We start from the raw sequence: 26290 nt of genomic DNA on the forward strand, positions 1-26290 counted from the left end.
TTAAAATTCATAATTATATTTTTTTATTTTGTAATTATATTTTTTGGCGTAATGGGCATTTAGTAGCTGAAACCTCTCGAATCTACTTTGTTTATTGCCTTTAGCATTGTTGAATTACAATGGGGGTTTCTATTGCAAAACAGGTCTTAATGTTTCATTTACTATTCTTTTATCAAAAAACTTTAAGAACTCATCTGCCATACAAAATATTTCTGTAACTTTGTTTTCGGTTATTATAGCGGTTTTTATAGGTAATTCTTCGTAGATTAGTATTATAAAGTTTTGGTGAATTTTGCTAAAAGCTATATTTTTACGACTATTATAATGCGTTTAATTCATCTTAATTTAAAATGATGTATGCATAACAAAAGAAATCAGCTATAGACAATTGTTTTAAACATTTGAAACAGATGTACTAAAATAAGCATAAACAATAGACAGAATTTGTAATGATGAAATAGAATCAACTTTAAAAATAAAAGTATGACAGAAGAATTTATTGCTAAAGAAATTAAAGATATAATTCTTGTTGAAAATTTTAAAAGGTATTTTGAGACATTAGAATACTCAAGTCAAGAGCCTTTTAAGAATAAGAGTTGGAGAAGTGGGCAACTATTGTTCAATTCATTGGATAATTCTAACCGAAAGCATTTACAAGAATTTGTAAAAATGATAATGATTGAAACAGTATCTGATATTCTTTCGTTTGTTGATGGAACAGCAACATTTAAGAATCAACAGCATCCTTTCGAATTAATGTGTAATGGTAAAAAAGTAAGCGGTAGTTTACAAGAATATTTATTGATGGACTTAGAAGATAATGGATTCCATCGTTAAACATTAGAAAGAGCTGTGCTGAAACAAGCATAAATAATAGACGGAATTTGTAATGATGAAAATTAAAGTGATGCTACAAGTTTAAATTTCTCGACTTAACGAGGAAATAAACATTGCATCTATACGGCAAAAATTAAATTTCACGAATAATGCCCCCGCAACTTTGAACCAACCAAAATGTTATTATACGATTTTAAACTAAGCTGTTATAGATGTTTGAAGAACAATACGAATGTATTGAATCCCTAAATAATAAGAAATTTTTAAGCGAAGATGAGCAAAGAATATTATTCAAAGGAAATAGAAAGAATAAAATCTGTTTTAGTAGATTATTATGACACAGATTTTGATTCTGATGAGGAAGACTTTCTTGTAAACAAATCTAATAAGCAACTTATAGAGAAACTTATTATCAACTTAAAAAATGATGATGAATTAGATGTTTCCAACAAAAGTTTCTTCATAAAGGAAGCACTTCAACTATTAGCAAAAAATACTGGTTGCGTAGAAGATGAGGAAATTTCGGACGAAATATTAGAGAAATTGCTTGTTAAACATATAATTACACAGAAAGACGAAAAGTATTATACACAGCTAAAGTCTACTAAAAGATGGACTTAATTTTATTGAGAGTTTGATAGATTTAAAATAAAAATTGGCTGTTTTATAATAGTCTTTTTGAATTTATAGATAGTTTAAATACAGGTTATATCTGCTTTTTCAGTTGTTGAAAACGTTGCTGACAACGTTTTTTGTAGTTGTAATGGAAAATATGTTTCTGTATTTTTCGGAAGTTATACATAAACGAAAACCGTAGCTTATCTATAAAAGAAGGTGTTCTTTCGTCATAAATAGAACGTGGAATACGCACAAAATATAGGTCGGCAATGGTATCGAAAGCTGAAAATTGTTGATGGTTTCGTTCGAAAAGCCATACTTCAGAATAAAAACGGTTAGAAGAAATAATATCCGATTGAAAATCTGGGAGTTTACGAATATAAGCAGACGTTGCCCACCAGAAACTTCCAGAATACATCGTGTAATTTCGAGGAGGCCAACGATAACAACTGTAAGTATCGAAACCATTTGATAAAACATTTACAGCCACTTGCCATTTATCGAAAATAAAATATTCCAGCATTTCGCGCCAAGCTTCTATTTTTTGTTGAAAGGAACGGAAAAGATGGTCGTTAGATTCTAACGATTGATAGGAAATTCCCTTTGAATGAAAATAATATACAAGGCAATCTTTACGCTGACTTAGTTCTTTAATAAACTGTAGGGCAGGGTATTCGTACTTTTGAGGATTGGTAGAAAATGAGATAATTTCTACCTTTTCGCTATCAATCAATTGTTTTAGTTCATCAACTTTGGTCTTATCAGCAGCAATACAGCTAACAAAAAGTTTTTCGGTGGCAGATAAAAGTCCGCTGTTCTTTAGATTTTCTATTTGCTTTCGTGCTAATTTTTCCCAACCAGTATCCAGCATAATGTGGTAAACACCATAAATAGGTAGGTGCTTTTGTGGTGTAACGTCCCATTGACGCAAGTCTTTTCGCTCGTAAATGTGAAAGAGCGATTGGCTGATTCTGTGGAATATATTAGCAGACATAAACTATTGTTTCAGCGATTCGATAAGGCGGTGGAACATTTGTTGTAAATTGTAATGAGGTGTCCAACCCAATTGTTGAATTTTATTGGTAGACAAACGTAATTTTGTTGTGGGCGAATAGCCCATATTCTCTTTAAGTTCTACTACAACTTTAACCTTTGGATTGAATGTTTCGGCAAGGAATGTAGCCATATCTTTAATGGAGATATAAGTGGTTTCGTTTGCAACATTATAGGCTTCGCCATCTTTTCCACGTAAAAGAATATATAGCATAGCAACAATGGCATCTGTAGTATAACAATAGCAACGACAGAGTTCGCCTTTTGTGTGCATTATAATATCTTCGCCATTAATAATGCTGCGTGCGAATTGTGCAAATACACGATTGTCGTTTTTAGTAACTCCAGCACCGAAAGTTTGTGCTAAACGTGCAACTTTTGTGTGTGTTCCATATTCTTTAGCATAATTGTGGCAGAGCGTTTCAGCAGCTCTTTTTGCCATTGGATAGCTACTTCTAACATCTATTGGATTAAGAAAACCTTGTGCATCTTCAGTAAGAGGCTTGCTATCATTGGTAATTGTTCCATAAACTTCTAATGACGATGCCAATAATACAGATTGAATTTCATTTGTACGTGCATAATCGAGTAGTTTTTTTGTACCATTAAACACAGTAACCATTGTTTCTACAGGATATTCTACAAAGTATTTTGAAGCTGTCGGACTGGCAAAATGCACAATAAAATCAATCTTTTCGGTAGGATTGAAAATCTCATTTTTTGAAAAATCATAAGCATAAAAAAACAAGACATCGTTTTGTTTACCAAACATAACTTCAGCTTTTTCTGTATTTCTGACTACTGCCAATATGCGTAGACCAAGATTTTGCTGACTATTTAATTTTAATAGGCAGCGAACCATACATGCTCCGAGCAATCCTGTTGCACCTGTTATGGCAATTGTCTTTTTACGAAGTTCGTCTTTTAAGGCGAATTGTTGGGCAAAAAGCTCTATGTCTTGTTCAAGAATAGCATTCATTTTCTATAAACCAAAAATTTGTTGGTCTTCGTGAACCTTTACCATAGCACGGAATACGAAGAAATCGGTTGGAGTAGTTATCTTTATGTTTTCCATTGGACCGATAATTGTTCCTAACTTATAGCCGTAATGACTCATCATTGTACACGAATCAATAAAGTTATGACAATTTTCACTAATAGCATGGCGGTGAGCAGAAAGAATATCAGATAGATAAAAACTTTGCGGTGCACGTGCAATCAGAGAATTTGCACGTGTTGGAATTTCTAAACTCCCATCTTTTTGTTTAACTATAAAGGTTTCGGTAGCAGGCGCACAAGTAATGCAAGAACCACATTCCATTACTTTATTTATATTGTCTGTTATGGTTTCCTCAGTTATCAACGGGCGCACACCATCGTGAATAAGAACTGTTGCTTTTTCATCTTTCGCATACGCTTCGGCTGCACACAAACCATTGTAAATAGAGTCTTGTCCGGTAGCTCCACCAGGTACAATTTTCACAACTTTATTAATTTCAAACTTGCGAAGCATCTTTTCAAGAAACGGAATCCACTCTTTGATACAAGAAACTATAATGGCATCAATCTGTTGATGATTGTCGAATAGTTCGAGCGTATATATAATAATAGGTTTTCCATTTAAGTCGAGAAACTGTTTTGGACGCGATTTTGTGTGCATTCTTAGTCCCGAACCACCTGCAAAGATAACGGCTATATTCATGTTTATGCTGTTTTTGGTTTTGTTTCTGTCTTTATTGCGCATTCTCATCATCGAAGAACACAATATCAACCTTATGTCTGTCGCGTTTGTCGCGTGGAGGAAGGTCCATAAAATTTCCGTATGCGATACGACAAAGTTCTTCTGCATCGGCTGGTCCTTCAAACGTGTAACCTTCAAAAACAATATCTTTATGAGGTATCATTATACGTTTAGGATTTTGTTCGTAAAACCATGCCCCATAAGAGTGCATATACAAATTTGGATTACCAAATATCTTTCCAATGCAACGAAACATTGGAAAAACAAAATAGTGTAATAAGTTATAACATATTTGTGCAGCTCGAGGATATCGTCCTGCCATTTTAAGGTTTACATTTACCGATAGTTTAGCTGCAAGATGTTGCAACCAAGGAATCATATTTCCTTCGTAAGGAAATATATCAATATGCAATCCACGATATTTTTGTGCTTCGTGAATACGTCTATTTTCACTATTAAAGTTTTCATGGCTACGATTTTCGGTTCTTAAATCACGTAGACAAGCCCATTCTTTATAGAAACCTGAATCGGTAGAATTGTCTTGCAATACATAATTAGGGTGGGGGTGAGCCTTTAGATAATCGCAGAAACGTTTAAAATCCTTCTGATTTATTACCATATCTATATCGTCGTCCCAAGGAATAAAGCCACCATGACGCAATGCTCCGAGCACATTTCCACCATCTAACCTTAGTGGAATACCTATCTTTTTAGCAGTTTCTTGCAAATAGATAGCCATATCGAGCATACGCAATTGTGCTCGTCGTAGTACAGATCCGTCAGGATTGTAGTCCTGACGGAGTGTTTCTTGAGTTTCGCCAGTGTTGAATAGCTTTATCATATAAATGTTACATAACGCCTATCCACCGCAAAATGTCGTTTAAGTTGGCTACAACCATTAGCAAAATAAGTATGGTGATGCCTACATACTCGGCACGAATCATAAACTTTTCAGATGGTTTACGGCGTGTAATTATTTCGTATAATAAGAACATAACGTGTCCTCCATCAAGTGCAGGGATAGGAAGAATGTTCATAAAGGCAAGCATAATACTCAAAAAGGCTGTCATATTCCAGAACATATACCAATCCCAATAAGGTGGAAATAATTTTCCAATAGAACCAAAGCCTCCCAAACTCTTTGCGCCATCGGCAGAAGCAAGATATTTAAAATTACCTACGTAACCACGAAGAATATTTATTCCATATTTTACGCCTGCAGGGAAACTTTCAAAGAAAGAAAATTTCTCTTGTGTGGGTTTATAATATGAAAGCAGAGAACTTTCTGTAACACCCATCTTTAATTCAGGATTGAGCTGCATCTTTATGGTATCTATTTTGTTAGAACCACTGCGTTGTACCGTAAGTACTACGTTGCGGAGAGCCAAAGAATCTTTATGAGTTTTCTTTACAGCGGCAACATCGCTTAATACACCTATTTGATAATGGAAGTCAGCCCATGTATTAATATTTTTACCGTTGATAGATTTTAGTAAATCGCCTGCTTTTATACCAGCTTTCATAGCTGGAGTGTTTGCAGCAACACTATCGATGCGTGATGGAATATATGGTTCGGCAAATAGAGGTCGTTCTTTTACCATCGAAAGCATATCTAAATTGCCTGGCATTTCAATACGTGTTTTCTTTCCATTACGCAACACTTCTACATATTTAGACTGAGCTATCTGACGGAAGAAATCGCCATTGATATTAGCATATTCACGGAATGCACCCTTATCGGTAGCCAACATAACATCTTTATCCTTAAAACCAAGTGCTTTTGCCTGTTCATTGAACTGCATACCCATACGCATATCTGATACTTTGAAGTAGGTTTCGCCCCACGTAAACATTATCATAGAGTAGATAAACAGTGCTAAAAGGAAGTTTACGAGCACACCACCAATCATAATAAGTAGACGTTGCCATGCGGGTTTCACTCTAAATTCCCACGGTTGTGGCGCTTTCTCCATCTGTTTCGTGTCGAAACTTTCATCTATCATACCTGAAATTTTGCAATAGCCACCGAGAGGAAGCCACCCCATACCGTATGTTGTGTCGTCGTTCTTAGGTTTCCACTTGAATAACATACCGTTCCATTTGCCGATAGCCATATCGAAGAATACAAAAAACTTCTCAACGCGGACGCCAAATAGCTTTGCGAAGAACATGTGCCCGCCTTCATGGAGAAGAACAAGCAGCGAGATTGCCATTATAAACTGGAGCAATCGGATAAGAAAAGATTCCATTCGTTACTTTATAATCTGTTTTTTTATTTCTAATTATTTACTCTCTATTCTCTTAATTAACCATTAGTTCACTTGCGATTCTACGTGCTTCTACATCTGTTTGCAAATAAACATCAAGTGATGGTGTAGCATCGAATGCCACTTTCTGCATGGTTTCGTTAATAATTTCACCCATTTTAAGAAATGAACATTGTCCTTTGCGGAATCCCTCATTTACTATTTCGTTGGCAGCATTGAGGATACAAGGCATATTACCACCTCTTTCGATAGCTTCATACGCTATTGCGAGGCAGCGAAATTTATCCATATCAGGCTCAAAGAATTCTAATGGCTGATTGAATAAGTTTAAACGATCGCCTTTTAATGTAAGTCTGTTGGGGAAAGAAAAAGCATATTGTATAGGTAAACGCATATCGGGAACGCCTAATTGTGCTTTTACACTACCATCAATAAACTGTACTGCGCTGTGAACGATAGATTGTGGGTGCACTAAAACTTGTATTTTGCTTACAGGAATACCAAATAACCACTTAGCCTCTATAACTTCGAAGCCTTTATTCATTAGTGAAGCAGAATCTATCGTGATTTTTGCTCCCATATCCCAAGTAGGGTGTTTCAAAGCATCGGCAGCTGTAACAGTTTTTAGTTTGTCTGCATCGAAAAGACGGAAAGGTCCTCCAGAACAGGTCAGCACTATCTTTTCAATCTCGTTATTGTCCTCTCCCACCAAGCTTTGGAAAATAGCGCTGTGTTCGCTATCTACAGGAAGGATTGGTGTATGATACTCGTTTGCTAACTTACAAATAAGTTCTCCTGCCACAACAAGTGTTTCTTTGTTTGCCAAACATATCTTTTTGCGTGCTTTAATAGCGTGTATGGTAGGTTCAAGACCTGAAAATCCCACCATAGCAGTAACCACCATATTGATAGGTTCAGCTTCTACAATTTGCTTTAATGCCTCTTTACCTGCATAAATTTTTATATTTGGTTGGTCGGAAAGTTCCTTTTGCAATGTCTTATAGTGCTTTTCGTTCGCTATAACCACGGCTGCAGGTTGAAATTTACGTGCTTGTGCTGCTAGCTTCTCCCATTGGTTGTTAGCTGTTAAGGCATAAACTTCATATAAATCGGTATGTTGCTCTATTACATCAAGAGCTTGTGTGCCGATACTTCCAGTTGAACCAAGTATACATATTTGTTGTTTCATTGTTTTAAACTAGAGTTCTAAGAGTCCGTCGGGTATTTCCATTGCAATAGTTTGCCTTGCTTTGTTAATCCCTTTTATAAGATTTTCGTTAGCAGGAATTAAGAGGATATTGTCAGTTTCTGTCTTTGTTTCAAATAATAAATTGATGGTTGAATCATCAACAGAAATTATTTTACCTACAATCTTACCTGTCCTATTGTCCAATAAATTAAATCCAACAATTTGAGCCCACGATAATTCGTCTTTATTCTCTTCTGCTACGGCACGTGGAAAATAAACTGTTGTTCCTGTAAGTTCGCGTGCTTGCTTTTCTGTATCAATGTTGCAAAACTTTATAAGTACCATTTCTTCTGAACGAAATCTATATTCCTCTATAAAGAAAGGTACAAGAATGCCATCTATGTTGAGCACTAAATATTCTGCATCACATTGATCGAACACATCATCGGTGAATCGAAATTGTATTTCTCCTCGCACTCCGTGTGGTTTCCCGAGTATACCTATTTTATAAACTTCCTCTTGTTTTATCATTAGCAATACTGCTTTAACAAATGTCCACACGACTTATTTTTGCACCTAATGCATTGAGTCGTTCTTCAATATTTTCGTAACCACGGTCTATTTGCGATATATTGTCGATACGACTAGTTCCTTGAGCCGACATTGCAGCAATTAATAGAGCAATTCCTGCACGTATATCAGGACTCGACATTCTACCTCCTCGCAATGGGCGACTATTATCATGTCCTACTACAACCGCACGATGTGGATCGCAAAGAATAATTTGCGCACCCATATCAATCAGCTTATCAACAAAGAATAGGCGGCTTTCGAACATTTTTTGGTGGAAGAGTACACTTCCCTGAGCTTGAGTTGCAACTACTAGTAATACCGAAATTAGGTCGGGTGTTATACCTGGCCATGGAGCATCGGCAATGGTCATAATGGTTCCATCAATGAAAGTCTCAATATTATAATGTTCTTGACGTGGAATAAAAAGGTCGTCGCCTTGTTCTTCTATCTGCACACCGAGTCGGCGAAATGTATCGGGAATAATACCAAGACTCTTAATCGAAACATCTTTTATTCTTATACCATCGCCTATCATAGCTGCTATTCCAATGAACGAACCTACTTCTATCATATCTGGAAGTATGCGATGTTGAGTTCCTTTTAGAGTTTCAACACCTTCTATGGTGAGCAAATTGCTTCCAATACCGCTTATTTTTGCCCCCATAGCATTGAGCATCTTGCACAATTGTTGCAAATAAGGTTCGCAAGCTGCATTATATATAGTGGTTTTACCTTCAGCAAAGACTGCAGCCATAACGATATTAGCAGTGCCCGTAACCGATGCTTCATCTAAAAGCATATAAGTTCCAACAAGTTTTTCTGCTTTTAAGTCGTACACGTTGCGCTCTTCTCTATGCTCAAAGTGTGCTCCAAGACTTTTGAAACCAAGAAAGTGAGTATCTAAACGGCGACGTCCAATTTTATCGCCTCCAGGTTTTGCTATTGTTGTTTTACCAAACCTACCTAAGAGTGGACCATAAAGCAGAACGCTACCACGCAGAGAAGAGCATTTTTCTACAAAGGCAGTGCTATCTAAATAGTCTAAATTCACTTCGTTAGCGCAGAACGAGTATTTGTTTTCGTCAAGTTTAGTAACCTTAACACCTATATCTTTGAGTAGCTTTATAAGGTTTTTTACATCTAAGATATTAGGTATATTGTCAATAACAACCTCTTCACTGGTAAGTAAAGTTGCGCTAATCACTTGTAAAGCTTCGTTCTTCGCTCCCTGTGGTACGATAGTTCCCGATAAACGATGTCCTCCTTCAATAACAAAACATTCCATAATATTATTTTTTCTTCTTGTTATTGCGTGCTGGTTGTAAATCTTTTAGATTTATTTTATCGAATTTAAAGGTATCTAAATCCAATTGTATAGCTCCGTCCGTGAAGCGAGCAAGGTCCGAAGCTACTTTCTCATCGTCTGACGAACCATGTCCCCATTGTATTAAACAACGTTTCATCTGGTTTGCAACCAACTTAACGAGTTCGTCTTTCTCGTCTCCATCTTCCATTGTTTTTAGCTGATCGAATAGTTCGAACATCATTTTTCCATAATGGCGAACAGGTATTCTTGACATTGGGTAGGACATTGGTTTCGGCTTTGTTGTAATTTTTAGAGCTTGCGAAACATCAAATGGATAGTCTATGTCTAACTTAAAGTCAGCCATAATAGCCAAATGGTCCCACAATTTCTGCTCATAGTCAGTGTTTTCTCTACTTTGTGGGTTCATTCTATCCATAATAGAAACAATAGTTTCGGCACATTGTTGGCGCTCTTCCTTTGTTGGTAGGTCTACACAGTAGTTCACCATATCTTGTATTTCGCGTCCATATTCAGGCAACAATAGTTTTTTGCGCTGAGTATTATAGTCCAATCCCTCTATCTCCATTCTACTATTTCTTTTTATTCTGTTTCGTTTCTTTTTTATTTTCTACCTTTATTTATAATAGAGGCTTTGCTTGTTTTGCTACAAAGTCTTTTAAATACATCGGAACGAAATATGCTACATCTTCATATTGTCCTAATGCTATTCGCTTTTCTGCTAATGGAAGCATATTCTTAGCTAAAGGTTCAATACCTTTTATTAGGTGTGCGTTTGGGTGATTGATAGTTTCCATACATTTCTCAGCACCATTACCAAAGAAGTATACAGGACCTTTGTCAAGATATTCTTTATAGGTATTCTCGTCTACAACATCGGCTTGGATAGACCGAACCTCGTGTAAAGCACGGTCGAACACCTGAGCATACACTTCCATACGGCGTGCATCAATCATTGGAACAAGCAATGCGTTGTCTTCTATTTCCTCGTGATGTAACAGTACTGGCACACAAAGAAGCTCTAATGTGGGCACTGCTATAAGTTTTATATTAGTTCCATAGCATACTCCTTTTGCCATAGAGGTTCCTATGCGAAGCCCCGTGTACGAACCAGGACCACTACTTACTGCTACTGCATCAACTGGAATGGCATGGCTATCGGCAAACGATAGAGCCTCATCAACGAACTTTCCTAATTGTTCGCAATGGGTAGGACCATTATGATCCTCCTCTGTAAATATGCAAGCACCATCTTCGCTTAGTGCCACAGAGCACACATTAGTGCTTGTTTCTATGTTTAATATGCACGACATCTTTTGTTTTACTTTTGCTTTCTTATCTATACAACTTGCAAAGATACTATTAAATTTTTAATTAATCTATCTTTATCCAACTGAAAATAGATTAAACTATGAAAGTAGAATGCAACTTTGATAAAATAGATGTCTTGCTTCGGTAAATCTTTGATGTGCGAAACTATAATCTTCTATACTGTAAACAAATTTACTCTCTATGCGAAGTGTGAACACAATGCTGCTAATTTTACATTTGCTGTGTTGCAGTATTGCCTATATATATGTATTAGTTAGCATATATAGAGAAATCTATATCGATAGTAAAGAATTAGTGTTAAATAATTAAAAATGTTAGTATCAAAATTTGTCGCCCAATAAAACATTTCCTACATTTGCAATTGTAGAAAAGCAAATGTCTCTGTTTTGTGTAAGCTGAGAATGCCTTTTACAAGATAATAGCAATAGATTTTTAAAGAACAAATATTATATCACTTAAACATTTAAATTATGAAGAAACTATTACTCCTTGCTCTCGTAGCAATTTTGGGCGTTAGTGTACAAGCACAAAACGATCCTACAGTTATTAAAGACCAGCCAGCTGGTACTCTAACAACCTACAAACGTGTTAGCGGTAAGATGTTTGCCTACCAAAAAGGTGAGGACGGTAAGCAGAAACTTTCTTTGTTTGACCTTGCAAAATTGGCAGAAAATGGACAGCCAGCAGGCGATTTGCTTATGGTTACAGCTGCTGATGGCAAGACTGTTTATCTGAAGAACGCACTTACTTTCGGTACTTATATTGATGGTGATCCATTCAACGCTTGGATAAAAGGTACAAAGGATGGCAACGTTATTACTATTCCTGCAGGTCAATACATATACTACGGAGAACTTCAAAATGGCTCTAAAGCTGGTATCCAGGTAGGTTATATGGAATTAAAAGATGGACAAATACAACCTATAGACGACCCTATTAAGTTCTATGTTGATGGCGCTTCTATTAAACTTGGCGAAACATACATGGAAGGTCAAACAATGGACGACTTAAAGTTAAAGATGTTAGGTGGCTATTGGAGCGACGAAAAGTCTCTCTTCTGTGGCGATCTTGAGACAGTATTTACTACTGATCCTAATGGTATCGAAACTGTTGCAGCTGGTGCAAACAAGCAGGTTGTAGGCGAAACATACTTCGATCTCTCTGGTCGCAAGCTGTCTAAGGCTGGTAAGGGTGTATCTATCAAGTCTGTTAAGTTTGCTGATGGTACAACAAAGTCTGTAAAATACATCGGTAAATAATTAGCGATAGTATAATAATTAGTGAAAAAATATATTATCAGGGGTGTCTCTTTTAAAAGAGGCGCCCCTATTTTTTTGTACCAATTTATAAAGATACTTGTTATAATAGCAATAGCCATGATGTTTTTATATATAAAGGCGATAAATGGTAGAGTGCATTATAAATATATTTCGGAAGCATATTTTTTGGACAACTAATTTTCCATTACCGTTGTACAAGTACTATATGCTATCTCTGAAGAGTGTGTACAGTTGTATTTAAACCCGAATCTCGGTAATTAAGCCACAATATAGTTCTTATTATTAGGGTGTTGTTTCCTAACATTGTTTATTTTCTTATCGGCATCTTGCCTGTCTTCGTAACCTGGCGTAGCCCGCTACGTATGCGTTGTAAAGGCATACAATCTGCTCAATAATAAAACAAAAATATGTTTAAGCTCTAATAACCGTTTTGGGTTAAACCTTGTAATCTGCGTTGATACATTGGTTTTATTGTGGTTTTCTAATGTTGCTATTCTAATTAAATATGCATTGCGTATTAGCAATACTCTGTTTCTGTGCTATTATTTACACGTAAGTAAAACTTTACTTACGTGTAAATAAAACTTTACTTACGTGTAAGTAGAACTTTACTTACGTGTAAGTAAAACTATTTCTGACTGTATTCAATGGCTTAACTTCTGAATAAAATTATACGGACATATATGTTATGTGGAAGTATATAGTGGGATTGGTGTTGTGCAAAAAACTAAATTCTTGGAGCCTTTAATAGTGGTTTTTGGCTTAAAAAAACATCTGCTGAATAGTGTTTAAACGAACCATTCAGCAGATGTATTGTAGAGTTGTGTTTCTTTTGTAGAAATGTGTTTATCTAACGTAAAGTGTTTTCGTTAAAATTCTAACACCATTGTTTGGCGCGCTTTTAGTGGAACATCTGCCGATAGCGATACACTTTCTCCTGTGCAGACATCGTGAGCAGTTGTGTTGTTTCCAATAATTTCTGCATAGCGTTTCACTTCCAATTTGCCCGATGTGTTGCGCCCATTAATAACAGTCATTACGGTTCTGCCATTATATTGACGTGTTACTACATAGATGCCGTGCCATGGAATGAACTGAATTTGCTTACCATGAACAATAACGTCGTTACCTTTGCGCCAATGGAGTAGGCGAGCGGTCCAGTCGAACATAGCGTTCTCTGCGGCAGTGCGTCCTTTGCGTGTAAATTTATTTGCTTTATCGCCAGGGAATCCACCAGGGAAATCTTTGCGAACATTGCCATCGGTAACTTCTTTTGTACCATTCATTAATATTTCTGTACCATAATAAAGTTGTGGAATGCGCCTCATAGTTAGCAGTAGAGCGTATGCTTGCTTCAGTGCTAAAGTATCTTTGCCGTTTTCAAGAAAGCGGTCGGTATCGTGATTTTCTATAAATGCCATTACGCTGGCTGGGTTTGGGTAAAGATAATCGTAACAGAGCACGTTGTAAATACGGTTAAATCCTTTCCACCAATCGTCAGTTTCTTCGTTTTTAGCCATCGAAAGGCGGTCGAAGAAAGCAAAGTCCATAACGGTTTTCAAGTAACTGTTTTCGTTTGTTAGCTTGCTATCTTTTTGCCAAGCAGCAGTGTAGGCAGGTTCGGTTACCCATGTTTCTCCTACCGTATTGAAGTTAGGGTATTCCAAATTAATGTGTTTCATCCAGTCTGCCATTGCTTTTCGGTCGGCGTATGGATAAGTATCCATTCTAATACCATCTATTCCAACAGTTTCAATCCACCATATTGAATTTTGAATGAGATATTTCATTACGTGCGGATTGCGTTGATTAAGGTCGGGCATCGACCTTACAAACCACCCATCTACAGTTTCGGCTTTATCAATTTTGCTAGCGTATGGGTCGAGTACTGGTGTAAGTTTGTACGAAGTTTGTAGTGCATAGTTTGGACTATTGAACCAATCTTTTGCAGGAACATCTTTGTTCCATATATGATAGTCGCCACAATGGTTGAAAATCATATCCATTACCACCTTCAGTCCACGTTTGTGGCAAGCGTCTGTCAGTGCTTTGTAGTCGGCATTAGTGCCAAAACGTGGGTCTACCCTGTAGTAGTCGGTAGTGGCATATCCGTGATATGTGCTAGATTTTCCACCATCAGCAGGTCTATCGTTCTCTAAAACAGGTGTAAACCAAAGAGCAGTAACGCCTAAGTCGGTAAAGTAGTCAAGATGTTGCATAATTCCAGCAATATCTCCACCGTGTCTAAGACTTGGTTCGTTGCGATTGCAAAGTTGGTCTTGCATACCTTTTACAATGTCGTTCTTTGGGTTGCCATTAGCAAAACGGTCGGGCATAAGCATATAAAGAACGTCTGAATTGTCGAATCCTTTACGTTCGTCTCCGCTCATTTCTCGGTTTAGCAAGGCATATTTCACAGTTGTAGTTTGCTTTCCTATTTTGAAATCAATGTTCATAGTTCCTGCTTGTGCATCTTTTAAATTAAGATATATAAGCAGATAGTTAGGCGAATCGAGCCGAACAAGCGAATCTATATGCACGTTAGGATAGTTTGTTGTTACTTCTGCGTTGCGTATATTAGCACCATACGCCATTAGCTGTAACGATGCATCTTTCATTCCCACAAACCAATTGGTAGGGTCTATTTTCTTAATCTCAATTTTTGCATTGCTTGTAATCATCAGAGAGCAGAGAGCTATCAATAAAAATAATCGTTTCATATTGGTAGTTTAATCGTGTAAAATAAGTGCTGTTTGTGCGTCGATGGTTATTTCGCCACCTTCCATTTCTCCATTTCCACCTTCGTTTATCACGCCATTATTGGCAACAATAGTATATTTGCCTTTTGGAATATTAATGCTTTGTATTGTGTTGTTTCCGTTTAACACAACATAAATGTTATTCCATTTGTCGCCACCAGCATGGTCTTTCAGTCGGAAAGCCACCAAGCAATCGTGCTGTGTTGGCAGAAATTCAAGATGTTTGCGTACTAGTTCTGCATTGCCCAGTCTAAAAGCAGGGTGGTTTTTGCGCATCTGAATTAAGCCTTTATAGTAGTTGAATAGTTGTGGATACTTCTTTAAGTTGTTCCAATCCAGATGATTTATCTCGTCGGGTGAGTTGAATGAGTTGTGCACACCTTTCTTATCGCGAAGCATTTCTTCTCCAGAGAGCATAAAAGGAATGCCTTGCGAGGTGAAGATGGCAGTTTGTGCAAGTTCATCTAAGCGTATAAGTTCATCTAAATCGTATTCAGTCTCTGGTATCGATGCTTTTAAACGGTCTGTTAAACACATATCGTCGTGACAGCTAACATACGAAATCATTTGTGTAGGTTGATTTGCCCATGGTTCTTTGGTGTAGTTTACTTTAGTGTAATCTATCTGTGGGTGAGCAATCATACCTGCTATTCCAGCTTTAATGCTTTCTTCAAATCCTGGAACTCCTCCTAGAAAGGCAGCCTGTTTGTTGTCAGAGAATGGACCACGGAGAGCATCGCGCAATTCATCAGAGAAAGCAGCAATATCTGGCATCTGCTTTATGTGTGCCTTAAGAGCTAGTTTCTCGGTAGGATAAGCACAAGTTCCAGCTGTCCAGCCTTCGCCGTAAATGAAGATGTTAGGGTCGATTGCAGACAACTCTTTCCGGATAATATTCATTGTTTCAATATCATGAATACCCATAAGATCCACTCGGAACCCATCAATATGATATTCATTAACCCAATATTTCATACTTTCGAGCATAAATTGTCGCATTAACGACTTTTCAGAAGCAGTTTCGTTTCCACAGCCAGAACCATTACTTGGTTTTCCATCAGCCGTATATCTATAGTATGCCATAGGGAAAGTACGGTCGAAATTTCCTCCAGCTATATCGAAAGTATGGTTATAAACCACGTCGAGAATAACACGAATACCCGCTTTATGCAGGGCTTGTACCATTTGTTTAAATTCTAAAATGCGTCGTGTAGGTTGCTCCGCATCGAACGAATAGCTACCTTCTGGAACGTTATAGTTTAGAGGGTCGTAGCCCCAATTGTATTGAGGAGTTGTTGTATTCGATTCATCAATAGATGCAAAGTCGAACGATGGTAGAATATGCACAGCGTTTACGCCCAACTCTTTTAAATGTTTTATAGCCTTTTGTTCGGTAAGCGCAAGAAATTTGCCCTTATTTACAAGACCAGAAGAAGGGTCAATAGAGAAGTCTCTGTGGTGCATTTCGTATATAATAAGGTCTGCAGGATTCTTCAAAGTCAGGCGATGGTCGTTGTTCCAGCCAGTTGGATTGGTAGTTTGCATATCTACTATTGCGCCACGATGTCCATTTATGCCAACCGCTTTGGCAAAAACGCCAGGTGTTTCACCTCGTCCAATGTCGAACGTATAGAACTTTCCTTTCAAATCTCCATTGATAGTAGTTTCCCAAACATTCGTAGCTGTTTGCTTCATTTTTATCTTTTTTATTGCATTGCCACCCCTTCCTGTGTCGTATATACGCAGTATAGGCTTTTTGGGAGCATTCAGTTTGAACGTAGTTTGCTTTGGAGAGTAGCTAACTTCGTTAAAAACACTTTGTGCTTGTACTGTTAGTGCGAGCAGAAAAGTAGTCATTAGCGTGAAAATACTATATTTTAGTTTCATGTTAGTTATATTGTTGCTTTGTTAAGTTCCTTATATTGTATTTCTAAAAATCTGTATTGTTCACTTTTGTAAGCTGTTCGGCATGTTCTTCGCCATTCCAACGTGCCTCCAAAGATATAGCAAAGCCACCACCAGGAGCCATTGTCAGCTTCAATACATCGCCTTTCTTCACCTTTCTATGGGTAATTTTGTATGCTTTCGGATTGTTCTTGTAGTCCGCATTCTTAGCATCGGCATAGATCGTACAATCGTAAACGTAATCCTTATCAAGGAAGTCGAGTTTCAAAACACTCTTGTGTCCGTTCTCATCGCATTTTCCTCCGATGTACCAATCGTTTGAATTCTTGTCCTGACGAGCAACGGTTATGTAGTCAGCAGGCTCTGCTTCCAAGTAAATACTCCTGCTCCAGTTGCACGGAACGTCTTTTATGAATTGGAAAGCGTCGTTGTATTTCTTGTAGTTTTCGGGCAAGTCGGCTACCATTTGCAGTGGGCTGTACATTGTAAGATAAAGTGCGAGCTGTCCAACAAGCGTAGTATGTACATAGTTTTGGTTGTTGCTCCATGTTTTTAGCTGCGTTTCAAGAATACCAGGAGTGTAATCCATAGGTCCTCCTTGTAGTCGTGTGAAAGGCAAAATAACCGTGTGGTCAGGGCGACTGCCACCAAATGCCTCGTATTCTGTACCACGTGCACTTTCGTTACCTATCATATTAGGGTATGTACGACATAGTCCTGTTGGACGAACAGCCTCGTGCGCATTCACCATAATGTGGTGTTTGGCTGCTTCTTCTATGACGTGCATATAGTGATTATTGGTTGATTGAGAAAAATGATGGTCTCCACGTGGAATAATATCGCCCACGTAACCAGTTTTAACGGCATCGTAGCCATATTTGTTCATTAGGTTGAAAGCTGCTTCAAGATGCCGTTCGTAGTTCTGAGTGCTAGAAGACGTTTCGTGATGCATCATTAGTTTCACACCTTTTTCGTGCGCATACTTGTTCAGATAATCTATATCGAAGTCAGGGTAAGGCGTAACGAAGTCGAAAACGTAGTCTTTTGAATGCCCAAACCAGTCTTCCCAACCTATGTTCCAACCTTCAACGAGCACCTGGTCTATACCATTTTCGGCTGCAAAGTCAATGTATTTTTTTACATTAGCGGTTGTTGCACCGTGCTTTCCATTTGGTTTTGCCTTGCTGTAGTCGGTTATTCCAAGCTGAACAGAGGGAAATTCGTCAGTATAATTCCAGCTGTTTTTGCCTACAATCATCTCCCACCAAACGCCAACATATTTAGTTGGGTGAATCCAACTGGTATCTTTTATCTTACAAGGCTCGTTCAAATTCAGTATTAAATGGCTCGAAAGCATATCGCGTGCATCGTCGCTAACGAGTATTGTGCGCCATGGCGTATTGCAAGGAGTCTGCATATAGCCTTTCAAACCAGTAGCATCGGGTGTTAGCCAGCTCTCGAATACCATATTTTTATCGTCTAAATTCAAATGCATTGTAGGATAATTGATGCAGGCTGCTTCATGTATATTGATGTAAAGACCATCGTCTGACTTCATTTGTAGAGCAGTTTGGACTCCAGTATCCGAGAAAACAGCCACAGAAGAGTTACTCCAGTTTACGGCATCGTGGAAGCGACTGCGTATTTCAGATAGTTTACTCTCTTGTGTCTCTTGTTCTTGTGTATCATAGTCGCCTGGAAGCCACCATGCTTTGTGGTCGCCTGCCATAGCAAACTGTGTGTGTTCTTCTTTTATAACAAAGTAATTGAGATCCCTTTGTTGCGGAAACTCATAGCGGAAGCCCACTCCATCGTCGTAAACACGGAAGCAAATTTTTATATTGCGGTTGCTTTTTGCTTGCAATAGCGATACAGTCATCTCGTTATAGTGGTTGCGTATCTCATCGGTTTCGCCCCAAACAGGTTTCCAAGTGTCATCGTGCGATGTCTTTATTGTCTGCATTAGTTCGAAACCGTCCATCAAACTGGTTTCCTTCATACCTTTACTAGCATGTTTATCTTTTGCCAACTCTAAGCCAAGGAACGACTTCTTAATTACATCTTTCGTACCATACTGCACCGTGTAATAAGGTCTGCCGTTATCAATACCAAACCTTACCACTACTTTGCCATTAGGCGAAGCTGCCGTCTCCCACTTGTTACTGTTGCCTTCGCTTTCTCCTTGTGCCATTGCCATAACAGAACAAAGCAGCAATACAATCAATACCTTAAATTTATTCATTTCTTTTTTACCTTATTCTTATATATATAAGTAGTGGGGCGCAGTAGAAATACGCCCCATTACCCTAATTCTTATTATCTTCCAGACCTAAGAATCAGTTCTGTTATCGTATTATTAAAATCTTCGTTCTTCATTAATTGTTCTATGCTGACGTGCATTCGGTATCGCCAATAGTGTTTTGGATTGGCTGGAATGTTGATGCGTTCAGCATCGGCATTGGCTAAGCGTAGGTGTTCATCAATGCTCATCCAGTCCTGAATACTAAGAATACAGAGCATACTTGGCGATGTTAAGTGTCGCTCAACTATGTCTTTTGCCAACCAACCCGGCATTGGGTGTGGAGCTGGTCCGCCTTGGTGTAACATTGTATTGTAGTATTCTTGTGCTCTGTTCCAATCTTCGTCCCACCATTGTCGTAATGTAGCCATATCATGGGTAGAAATTGTGCAGACACTACGATAAGGATTGGAGCCTAAATGTCCAAATCTTACATGTGGGTCTTTAGGCATTGATTGTATTTCGAGGCTTAATATGCGTAGTTCATTCATAACCCAAGCAACACAATCGGGTACCATTCCCAGATCTTCGGCGCATACAAGCATACGTGTAGCGTTCACTAACTTCGGCAATTTCTTCATAGCTTCTTGATACCAATATTGGTTGTTGCGGCGATAGAAATAGTCGTTGTAAAGCGTGTTGAAAGCATTCTTGTCGCAATCGTATAGACTTTCGTAGATGAAGTCCATCTGAACGCTAATGCGTGGGTGGAATTTGTTAGGGTCTTTATGGTCGCGTACAAAGAGCACATCGCTGATTAGAGCATATAAACCATCACGAATCCAAATATCTTTGTCGGTTTCTTTACCCTTAAAAGCTGCTTCTACTTTGCGTTGTGTATCGTATTCTGGACGCATTTTGTAGCGATTACCCCATGTTTTTTCTATGTATTTGTCGCGTATTTCGTTTGTATGTTCACGGAAAATACGGTCTAATACCCAATCGGTAATGAAAGGTTCTGTGAATAATTCCTCTTGCCAGCGTAGTCCATAGCCTTCTACTTCTTCGCGTGTCATACCCAATGCTGGTGCGAACTGACCTAAAAGACCGTGCACTGCATTGGCTGGAATTTCCCAAATGCGGAAGAAACCTAACACGTGGTCTATGCGGTAAGCATCAAAATAGTTTGCCATATTCTGGAAACGATGTAACCACCATTTACAACCATCGGCTATCATAGCGTCCCAATTGTAGGTTGGAAAACCCCAATTCTGTCCATTTACCGAGAAATCATCGGGTGGTGCACCAGCCTGACCATTCAAATTGAAGTAGCGTGGTTCCATCCACACATCACAGCCATTACGATTTACGCCGATAGGAATATCTCCTTTCAGTATGACGTGTTTAGAAATGGCATATTCGTGTACGGCTTTGAGCTGACTACTTAGCACGAATTGTACGTAATAGTAGAACTCTACACTCTTGTAAGCCTTGCTACCACTTGTAGAGAGTTGCTTTCTTTCTGCTTCGTCCCATTGGTTGTGGTCTGGCCATTTAGCAAATTCTGCAGTTCCGTACTTATCGCGCAGCATGCTGTATTGTGCATAAGGAACCAACCAACTTTCGTTTTCTGTGAAGAATTTCTTATACTCTTTACTTGCAATTGTGTCTTTTCCTTCTTGCTCAAAGATGAGTTTAAGATAAGCTAATTTAAGTTCGTTAACACGTTCGTAGTCTATTTGTGGTAGTGCATTCAGTTTTTTGCGTTCATTTTCGAAGCGTTCGCGTTGTATCTTGTCTTTTAATGCAGGCAGAAGATTTAGGTTTACATACTGTGGATGCAGTGCAAAGATAGAGATACAGCTATAAGGATAAGAGTCTGTCCACGTGTGTGTGATGGTAGTATCGTTTATTGGTAGGATTTGAAGTGCCTTTTGTTGAGTTGAACTTACCCAATCTATCATTTTCTTTAGGTCGCCAAAGTCTCCAACACCGAAGCTATCATCAGATCGTAGAGAGAATAACGGCACAAGTGTACCGGCTACGCGCATTGTGGGTAAAGTGAAATAGGCTTCGTCTAGTTCGTATATTATAGCATCGCCTTCCTCCATTGAAGGTAGTTCAATGGTGCGGTTGTTACAATTCTCCCACATTGGAGAGTATTCTTTGTTAGAGTTTACAATAATAAACTTGAACTCTAACTTGTTACTTGCCAGACGATTTACATCGAAACATACAGCCCATTCGTTGGTAGAAACCTGTGTCATTTTTACAGCTTTCTGCTCTTTCCACGATCCCAATAGTGGGTCTGCTCCTATTAAATAAAGCGAATCGCCTACACTAAGCTGAGGTGCACGCACCTTTAAGCATACATATTTGCTGAATTTCTCTAATTTTAGGTTCTCTGGTTTTGCACCAACAATACAGTCGGTTACGGCAGAAGAGTATAAGAAAGCATTGTCAGGAATTTCTCTCCAATGGTCGAATATCCTGTAATTCAATGCTTGCGATGAATTGAACATTACCCTATGGGGTGCAACACTCCACCCACGACGCTCCTCGTGGTCGCCAACGTGTACACTATAAAAGTAGTCTATCACCGTGCCGGGCTTTATTTCTTTGTTAATATCCACTGTCCAAACCAGTCCATCGTACGTGTGCATTCTGTATTGGCACACCGAATTGGCTTCGGAACCCTCGTTACCTACTATATTAAGAACAAGTTCTTGTCCGTAATATGTCTTGTATTCTATATTAAATTGTAAGTTCATATAGTTGTTAGTTATATGGCTCAAAGGTAGTAATAATAAAACGAACTTGCAAAACCTTTTTGCTCGTTTTTTGATTAATATCATGCAAACGTTTGCAAAAGTATATCTTGGCTAATATATACCACTGGATAAAGTAATGATACATAGATTTTTATATGACCTTTGTTTTGTTAATAAATGTTGCCAAGTGTTTATTTTTAACCTCTTAATATAGCAAATGCCGAGCGTTTTTTCAATCAATATTATTCTTTTTTCAGAAAAAGGCGACCAATTGTGTGCATTCTTTAATTATTGAGTGATAAGGTTTTATAGAAAAAAGAAATGGATATGTGCAATAATTAAGTCTTAATTATTTCGTGTTTAGAACATTATAGAATACATATAGATTAGTTTCTTCATGCAGAAATACCTATTTTTGTGATGCGAAAAGGGCTCTTTTACCATGCAAAAGCCTATATTTCGCTAACCGATACCTACTTTTTTGCGGTGCGAAACCAAATTAGATAGTGTGAAGTAGGCAGTTTCTTGTTTTTTAGAGACTTCTGTCTTGTTATTCGGGAATTAACATTTGATTCGCTAAATATATTTTATTTAGGTTTTGTTTACATTCTGTTGATGTATCTTAAACACATACTTCTTGTCCTGCAACATAACCAGTGGTCCATGCAGCTTGTAGGTTAAATCCTCCAGTAATGGCATCTACATCGAGCACTTCGCCTGCAAAGAAAACTCCTTTGCACACTTTGCTTTCCAGTGTATTAGGATTTATGCTCTTCAAACTAATTCCACCGCATGTTACAAACTCATCGCGAAAGCTACCCTTACCTTCTATTTGGTGTACATCGTTCGTAAGAGTCTCAATAAGTTTGTGCATTGCTTTCTTTCCAATGTCTATCCAGCGTTTCTCCTTTTCTATATTAGCGCGTTGCAGTAAATATTCCCAAAGGCGAGTAGGAAGGTTATATGGACGTGTGTTTACTATTTGCTTTTTAGCATTTTCAGTAGCAATGGCAGTAATGTTTTGTGCAACAGATTGCGCATTTGTTTCGTTCACCCAGTTCACAGATACTGGTGTTTTATTGTTGTTCTCTGCTAAATATCGTGCAGCATACGACGATAACTTTAGTGTAGCAGGTCCACTCATACCCCAATGTGTAATAAGCAAAGCCCCATTGCTATGAAATTTAGTAGCAGGAATAGATAATAAAACGTGTTCTATTACTGTTCCCATAAGGTTTTTGAACGCCTTTTCGGCTATATTAAACGTAAATAGTGCTGGTATAGTCGCTTCTATTTTGTGCCCTAAATTCTCTAAATATTGTAAGTTTGCAGTACGTAGCGACCCTCCTGTGGTTATAATAACTCTGTCGAATGTACGATAAGGCTTATCTTTAAAGTGTACTTCTATTTTTCCTTCTGTTTGTTTAGTAATGTTTGTAAGTGTATGTTGCAAACAAACATCAACACCAAGTTGTTGTGCTGTATGTGTTAAACAATCGATAATGGTTTGTGAATTTTGCGAAAAAGGGAACACACAATTGTCTGGTTGTGTTACTAATTGAACTCCATGAGCCTCGAACCATTGAAACGTATCGTTATAATCGAATCTTTTAAAAAGTCGTTTTATCAGTTTGTTGCCACGCGGATAAGCTTGTTTTAAATCGCTTATATCGGCAAACGAGTTAGTTAGATTACAGCGTCCACCCCCCGAAATACCAACCTTAGCTAGTATACGATTTGTCTTTTCAAACACTATAACATTGGAATTGGGCATTTTTGTTTTTGCCGAAATAGCAGCAAAAAAACCTGCAGCCCCTCCTCCTATAATTGCAATGTTTAGCATATCCTTTCAGAGCTTAATATTAATACATTTTATTCCTTATATTAATAATATGGAACAAAGTTACGATAAATGATTGAAGTGTACAAACGATAGGGCAAGAAACGATAGATAGGGGGGGAGATGAATAATCAATATGTTTGACAAAACACAAACTTATATCTGCTGATATGGCAAAATAATGTCTCGTGAACTCATTATATTGTTAATCAAATTGGCTGCTTATAGGCATATTACTTGTTTTTATAACTTGATGTAGTCCGCTACACGTTGTTAGAAAATTAAATAATTAGATGATCAAAATACACAACAGCTATGTCAAACATTAATGTTAGTTCCATATAAAAAGTATTAGGAAGATACTTTTTGGCTGATTAAATGTTATGATAAGACTATGACGAAGTAGAAAAAAGAGGTATATAGGTCAAAAAAAGAAAGGCACAAATTTGTTGTTTTGTATTGTGGTACCAACAAATTGTGCCCTTTAGTATGAAAAAACTCTCTTTTATAATCTTGCTTTTTCTAACAATTCTTTAGGCATAATAGGCATTGCACCGTTCTGAGTGCAAACGAATGCGCTAGCCTCAACAGCCAAATTGTGTGCTTCTGTTATACTTTTTCCGTTAAGAATAGCCGAAACAAAAGTTCCTGTGAATGAATCTCCGGCTCCAACAGTATCAGCAATATCTACGATAGGAGTCTTTTGATACGATTCAGTGTTAGGTGCAAACACATAAGAACCATTTATACCACATGTAAGTATCAACATATCGAGATTGTATTTACCAATAAGCAACCAGCATTTGTTTTCCATATCTAAGCCGGGATAGCCAAATATACGTCCAATGGTAACCAATTCCTCATCGTTTATCTTTAGAATGTTGCATTGTTTAAGCGAATTTCGTATAATATCTTCGTTGTAAAAGTTCTGTCGGAGATTTATATCGAAAATCTTTAAACAATCTTTTGGAGTCGCATTGAGAAACTTTTGAATGGTATTTCGGCTGACACTACTACGTTGTGCAAGTGAACCGAAGCAAACTGCACGGCAGTTTTTAGCTATTTCTTCTATTTCCGGTGTGAACGGTATATTGTCCCAAGCTACGCCTTCTTTTATTTCGTAGGTAGGTACACCAGCTTCGTCGAGTGTTACTTGTACTGTTCCTGTAGGATAATCTACCACAGGCATTAAGTAGTTTATGTGTTTTTTGTCGAATTCAGCCAACGTTTCTACACCAAGTTTATCGTTTCCCACGGCACTAATAGCAATAGAATCGTGTCCGAATTGACCTACATGAAAACCAAAATTAGCAGGTGCTCCACCAACTTTTCTACCTTCTGGGAGACAGTCCCAAAGAGCTTCTCCCAAACCAACAATATATTGTTTCATAATTATTATGTTTATTTTATTTCAGAAATATACGTAAAAAGATAAATGACACCCACTGCCATAACAATTACAGCTCCAGCTTGTCCAAAACTATCGCTAGCAACTCCCATTATAAGTGGAAAGATAGTGCCACCAAAAAGTCCCATTATCATAAGTCCACTAACTTCGTTCTGTTTTTTAGGTTCACTTTCCAAAGCACGTGCTAAAACCATTGAAAAGATATTACTATTACCGTATCCTACCAATGCAATAGCTATATAGAGAATAGCTTTACTAGTTCCTATATACAATCCACACATACTTAATGCCATAAGGATAACGGAAATAATAAAGAAATGTTTCATTTTTATTGTGCGAAGAAAGAATGAACCCGTAAGACAACCAATGGTACGGAAAATGAAATATAGCGAAGTTGCAAAGACTGCTTCGTTAAGAGGTACACCCAAACGCTCCATTAATATTTTTGGTGCAGTGGCATTAGTACCAACATCTATTCCCACATGGCACATAATACCAAAGAAACTAAACAATATAACAGGTTTAGTTAATAGCTGAATGCATTGCAAAAGGCTACTGGCTTTGCCTTCTGTCTTTTTTTCTTCTATGGGTGTAGATACTAAAAGAAATGAAGCTAATATTCCTATTATCATATAAATGGGAAAAAGAATGCGCCATCCAAGTCCGAAAGAAGGAATACTTGCCATTGCTCCCCAAGCTGCAATATAAGGTGCGAGGAATGAAGCTATAGCCTTAATGAACTGTCCGAAAGTAAAAGTTGCTGCCAAATTTCCACCTTGCAATACTGTCATTACTAACGGATTAATAGATGTTTGCATAAGTGCATTACCTATTCCAAGCAACGAAAACGATATTAGCATAAGTTCGTACGATTCTCCAAAAATAGGCAAAAGCAACGATATGACTGTGATGATGAGGCTTAACAATACGGTTTTCTTACGTCCGATTTTATTCATTAACATTCCTGTTGGCACAGAAAAGAATAAGAACCAAAAGAAAACAAGCGATGGAAATATGTTTGCACTCATATCAGAAAGATGTAAATCTGCCTTAACATAGTTAGAAGCAGTACCCACTAAGTCTACGAAACCCATCGCAAAGAAGCAGAACATAATGGGAATGAGCTTTAACGTTTTTGAATTCGTCATAATAGA

20 protein-coding genes are annotated in these 26290 nt (G+C 37.7%); 3 read left to right on the top strand and 17 right to left on the bottom strand.

The window, feature by feature from the left end:
* The first annotated feature begins 483 nt into the window (after positions 1 to 483).
* Together HMPREF9144_RS02765 and HMPREF9144_RS02770 are read left to right on the top strand one after the other, a co-directional pair.
* Complete coding sequence (locus HMPREF9144_RS02765; RefSeq protein WP_006044329.1) at positions 484 to 837, top strand: hypothetical protein; 354 nt, start codon at positions 484 to 486, stop codon at positions 835 to 837.
* Positions 838 to 1110: 273 nt separating this feature from the next.
* The gene (locus tag HMPREF9144_RS02770) at positions 1111 to 1458 is read left to right on the top strand and encodes a hypothetical protein (RefSeq protein ID WP_006044330.1); all 348 of its coding nucleotides are present in this window, start codon (positions 1111 to 1113) and stop codon (positions 1456 to 1458) included.
* An 85-nt stretch (positions 1459 to 1543) separates the two neighbouring features.
* Here HMPREF9144_RS02770 and HMPREF9144_RS02775 read toward each other — a convergent pair whose 3' ends face one another.
* Genes HMPREF9144_RS02775 through tsaB form a run of 10 tightly spaced genes read right to left on the bottom strand, consistent with a single transcriptional unit; the run spans position 1544 to position 10915 of the window.
* The gene (locus HMPREF9144_RS02775; protein ID WP_006044331.1) at positions 1544 to 2449 is read right to left on the bottom strand and encodes a hypothetical protein; all 906 of its coding nucleotides are present in this window, start codon (positions 2447 to 2449) and stop codon (positions 1544 to 1546) included.
* Positions 2450 to 2452: 3 nt separating this feature from the next.
* The gene (locus HMPREF9144_RS02780; protein WP_006044332.1) at positions 2453 to 3487 is read right to left on the bottom strand and encodes an NAD-dependent epimerase/dehydratase family protein; all 1035 of its coding nucleotides are present in this window, start codon (positions 3485 to 3487) and stop codon (positions 2453 to 2455) included.
* Positions 3488 to 3490: 3 nt separating this feature from the next.
* The gene (locus HMPREF9144_RS02785; RefSeq protein ID WP_040595534.1) at positions 3491 to 4210 is read right to left on the bottom strand and encodes an IspD/TarI family cytidylyltransferase; all 720 of its coding nucleotides are present in this window, start codon (positions 4208 to 4210) and stop codon (positions 3491 to 3493) included.
* Positions 4211 to 4241: 31 nt separating this feature from the next.
* A complete protein-coding gene (locus HMPREF9144_RS02790; protein WP_006044334.1) occupies positions 4242 to 5090 on the bottom strand; it encodes a LicD family protein in 849 nt (282 codons plus the stop codon).
* A 7-nt stretch (positions 5091 to 5097) separates the two neighbouring features.
* Positions 5098 to 6498: an RIP metalloprotease RseP gene (rseP, locus tag HMPREF9144_RS02795; protein WP_006044335.1), complete on the bottom strand. Its 1401-nt coding sequence runs from the start codon at positions 6496 to 6498 to the stop codon at positions 5098 to 5100.
* Positions 6499 to 6550: 52 nt separating this feature from the next.
* Positions 6551 to 7705, bottom strand: coding sequence for a 1-deoxy-D-xylulose-5-phosphate reductoisomerase (locus tag HMPREF9144_RS02800; protein ID WP_006044336.1), 1155 nt, complete (start codon positions 7703 to 7705; stop codon positions 6551 to 6553).
* 9 nt (positions 7706 to 7714) lie between these two features.
* Entirely contained in the window at positions 7715 to 8236 is a 522-nt protein-coding gene (rimM, locus tag HMPREF9144_RS02805) for a ribosome maturation factor RimM (RefSeq protein WP_040595535.1), read from the bottom strand.
* A gap of 13 nt (positions 8237 to 8249) precedes the next feature.
* Entirely contained in the window at positions 8250 to 9563 is a 1314-nt protein-coding gene (gene murA / locus HMPREF9144_RS02810; protein WP_006044338.1) for a UDP-N-acetylglucosamine 1-carboxyvinyltransferase, read from the bottom strand.
* Between the two features lie 4 nt (positions 9564 to 9567).
* Positions 9568 to 10170, bottom strand: coding sequence for a DUF4290 domain-containing protein (locus HMPREF9144_RS02815; protein ID WP_006044339.1), 603 nt, complete (start codon positions 10168 to 10170; stop codon positions 9568 to 9570).
* Positions 10171 to 10222: 52 nt separating this feature from the next.
* Positions 10223 to 10915, bottom strand: a complete 693-nt coding sequence (gene tsaB / locus HMPREF9144_RS02820) for a tRNA (adenosine(37)-N6)-threonylcarbamoyltransferase complex dimerization subunit type 1 TsaB (RefSeq protein WP_006044340.1) — start codon at positions 10913 to 10915, stop codon at positions 10223 to 10225.
* Between the two features lie 489 nt (positions 10916 to 11404).
* Here tsaB and HMPREF9144_RS02825 point away from each other — a divergent pair, with 489 nt between their 5' ends.
* A complete protein-coding gene (locus HMPREF9144_RS02825) occupies positions 11405 to 12193 on the top strand; it encodes a hypothetical protein (protein ID WP_006044343.1) in 789 nt (262 codons plus the stop codon).
* Positions 12194 to 13083: 890 nt separating this feature from the next.
* Here the strand turns inward: HMPREF9144_RS02825 and HMPREF9144_RS02830 are convergent.
* From HMPREF9144_RS02830 to HMPREF9144_RS02860, 7 genes are all read right to left on the bottom strand, one after another.
* Positions 13084 to 14934, bottom strand: a complete 1851-nt coding sequence (locus HMPREF9144_RS02830; protein ID WP_040595371.1) for a glycoside hydrolase family 13 protein — start codon at positions 14932 to 14934, stop codon at positions 13084 to 13086.
* Positions 14935 to 14943: 9 nt separating this feature from the next.
* Positions 14944 to 16860, bottom strand: coding sequence for a type I pullulanase (gene pulA, locus HMPREF9144_RS02835; RefSeq protein WP_006044345.1), 1917 nt, complete (start codon positions 16858 to 16860; stop codon positions 14944 to 14946).
* A gap of 43 nt (positions 16861 to 16903) precedes the next feature.
* Positions 16904 to 19075, bottom strand: coding sequence for a glycoside hydrolase family 97 protein (locus tag HMPREF9144_RS02840; protein WP_370992413.1), 2172 nt, complete (start codon positions 19073 to 19075; stop codon positions 16904 to 16906).
* Between the two features lie 119 nt (positions 19076 to 19194).
* Positions 19195 to 21888, bottom strand: coding sequence for a 4-alpha-glucanotransferase (locus HMPREF9144_RS02845; protein WP_006044347.1), 2694 nt, complete (start codon positions 21886 to 21888; stop codon positions 19195 to 19197).
* 622 nt (positions 21889 to 22510) lie between these two features.
* Complete coding sequence (locus HMPREF9144_RS02850) at positions 22511 to 23731, bottom strand: BaiN/RdsA family NAD(P)/FAD-dependent oxidoreductase (protein ID WP_006044349.1); 1221 nt, start codon at positions 23729 to 23731, stop codon at positions 22511 to 22513.
* 502 nt (positions 23732 to 24233) lie between these two features.
* Positions 24234 to 25118: a carbohydrate kinase family protein gene (locus tag HMPREF9144_RS02855; RefSeq protein WP_006044350.1), complete on the bottom strand. Its 885-nt coding sequence runs from the start codon at positions 25116 to 25118 to the stop codon at positions 24234 to 24236.
* An 11-nt stretch (positions 25119 to 25129) separates the two neighbouring features.
* The gene (locus tag HMPREF9144_RS02860) at positions 25130 to 26284 is read right to left on the bottom strand and encodes an MFS transporter (protein WP_006044351.1); all 1155 of its coding nucleotides are present in this window, start codon (positions 26282 to 26284) and stop codon (positions 25130 to 25132) included.
* Positions 26285 to 26290: the final 6 nt, after the last annotated feature.

The organism is Prevotella pallens ATCC 700821 (assembly GCF_000220255.1).
Lineage (GTDB): Bacteria > Bacteroidota > Bacteroidia > Bacteroidales > Bacteroidaceae > Prevotella > Prevotella pallens.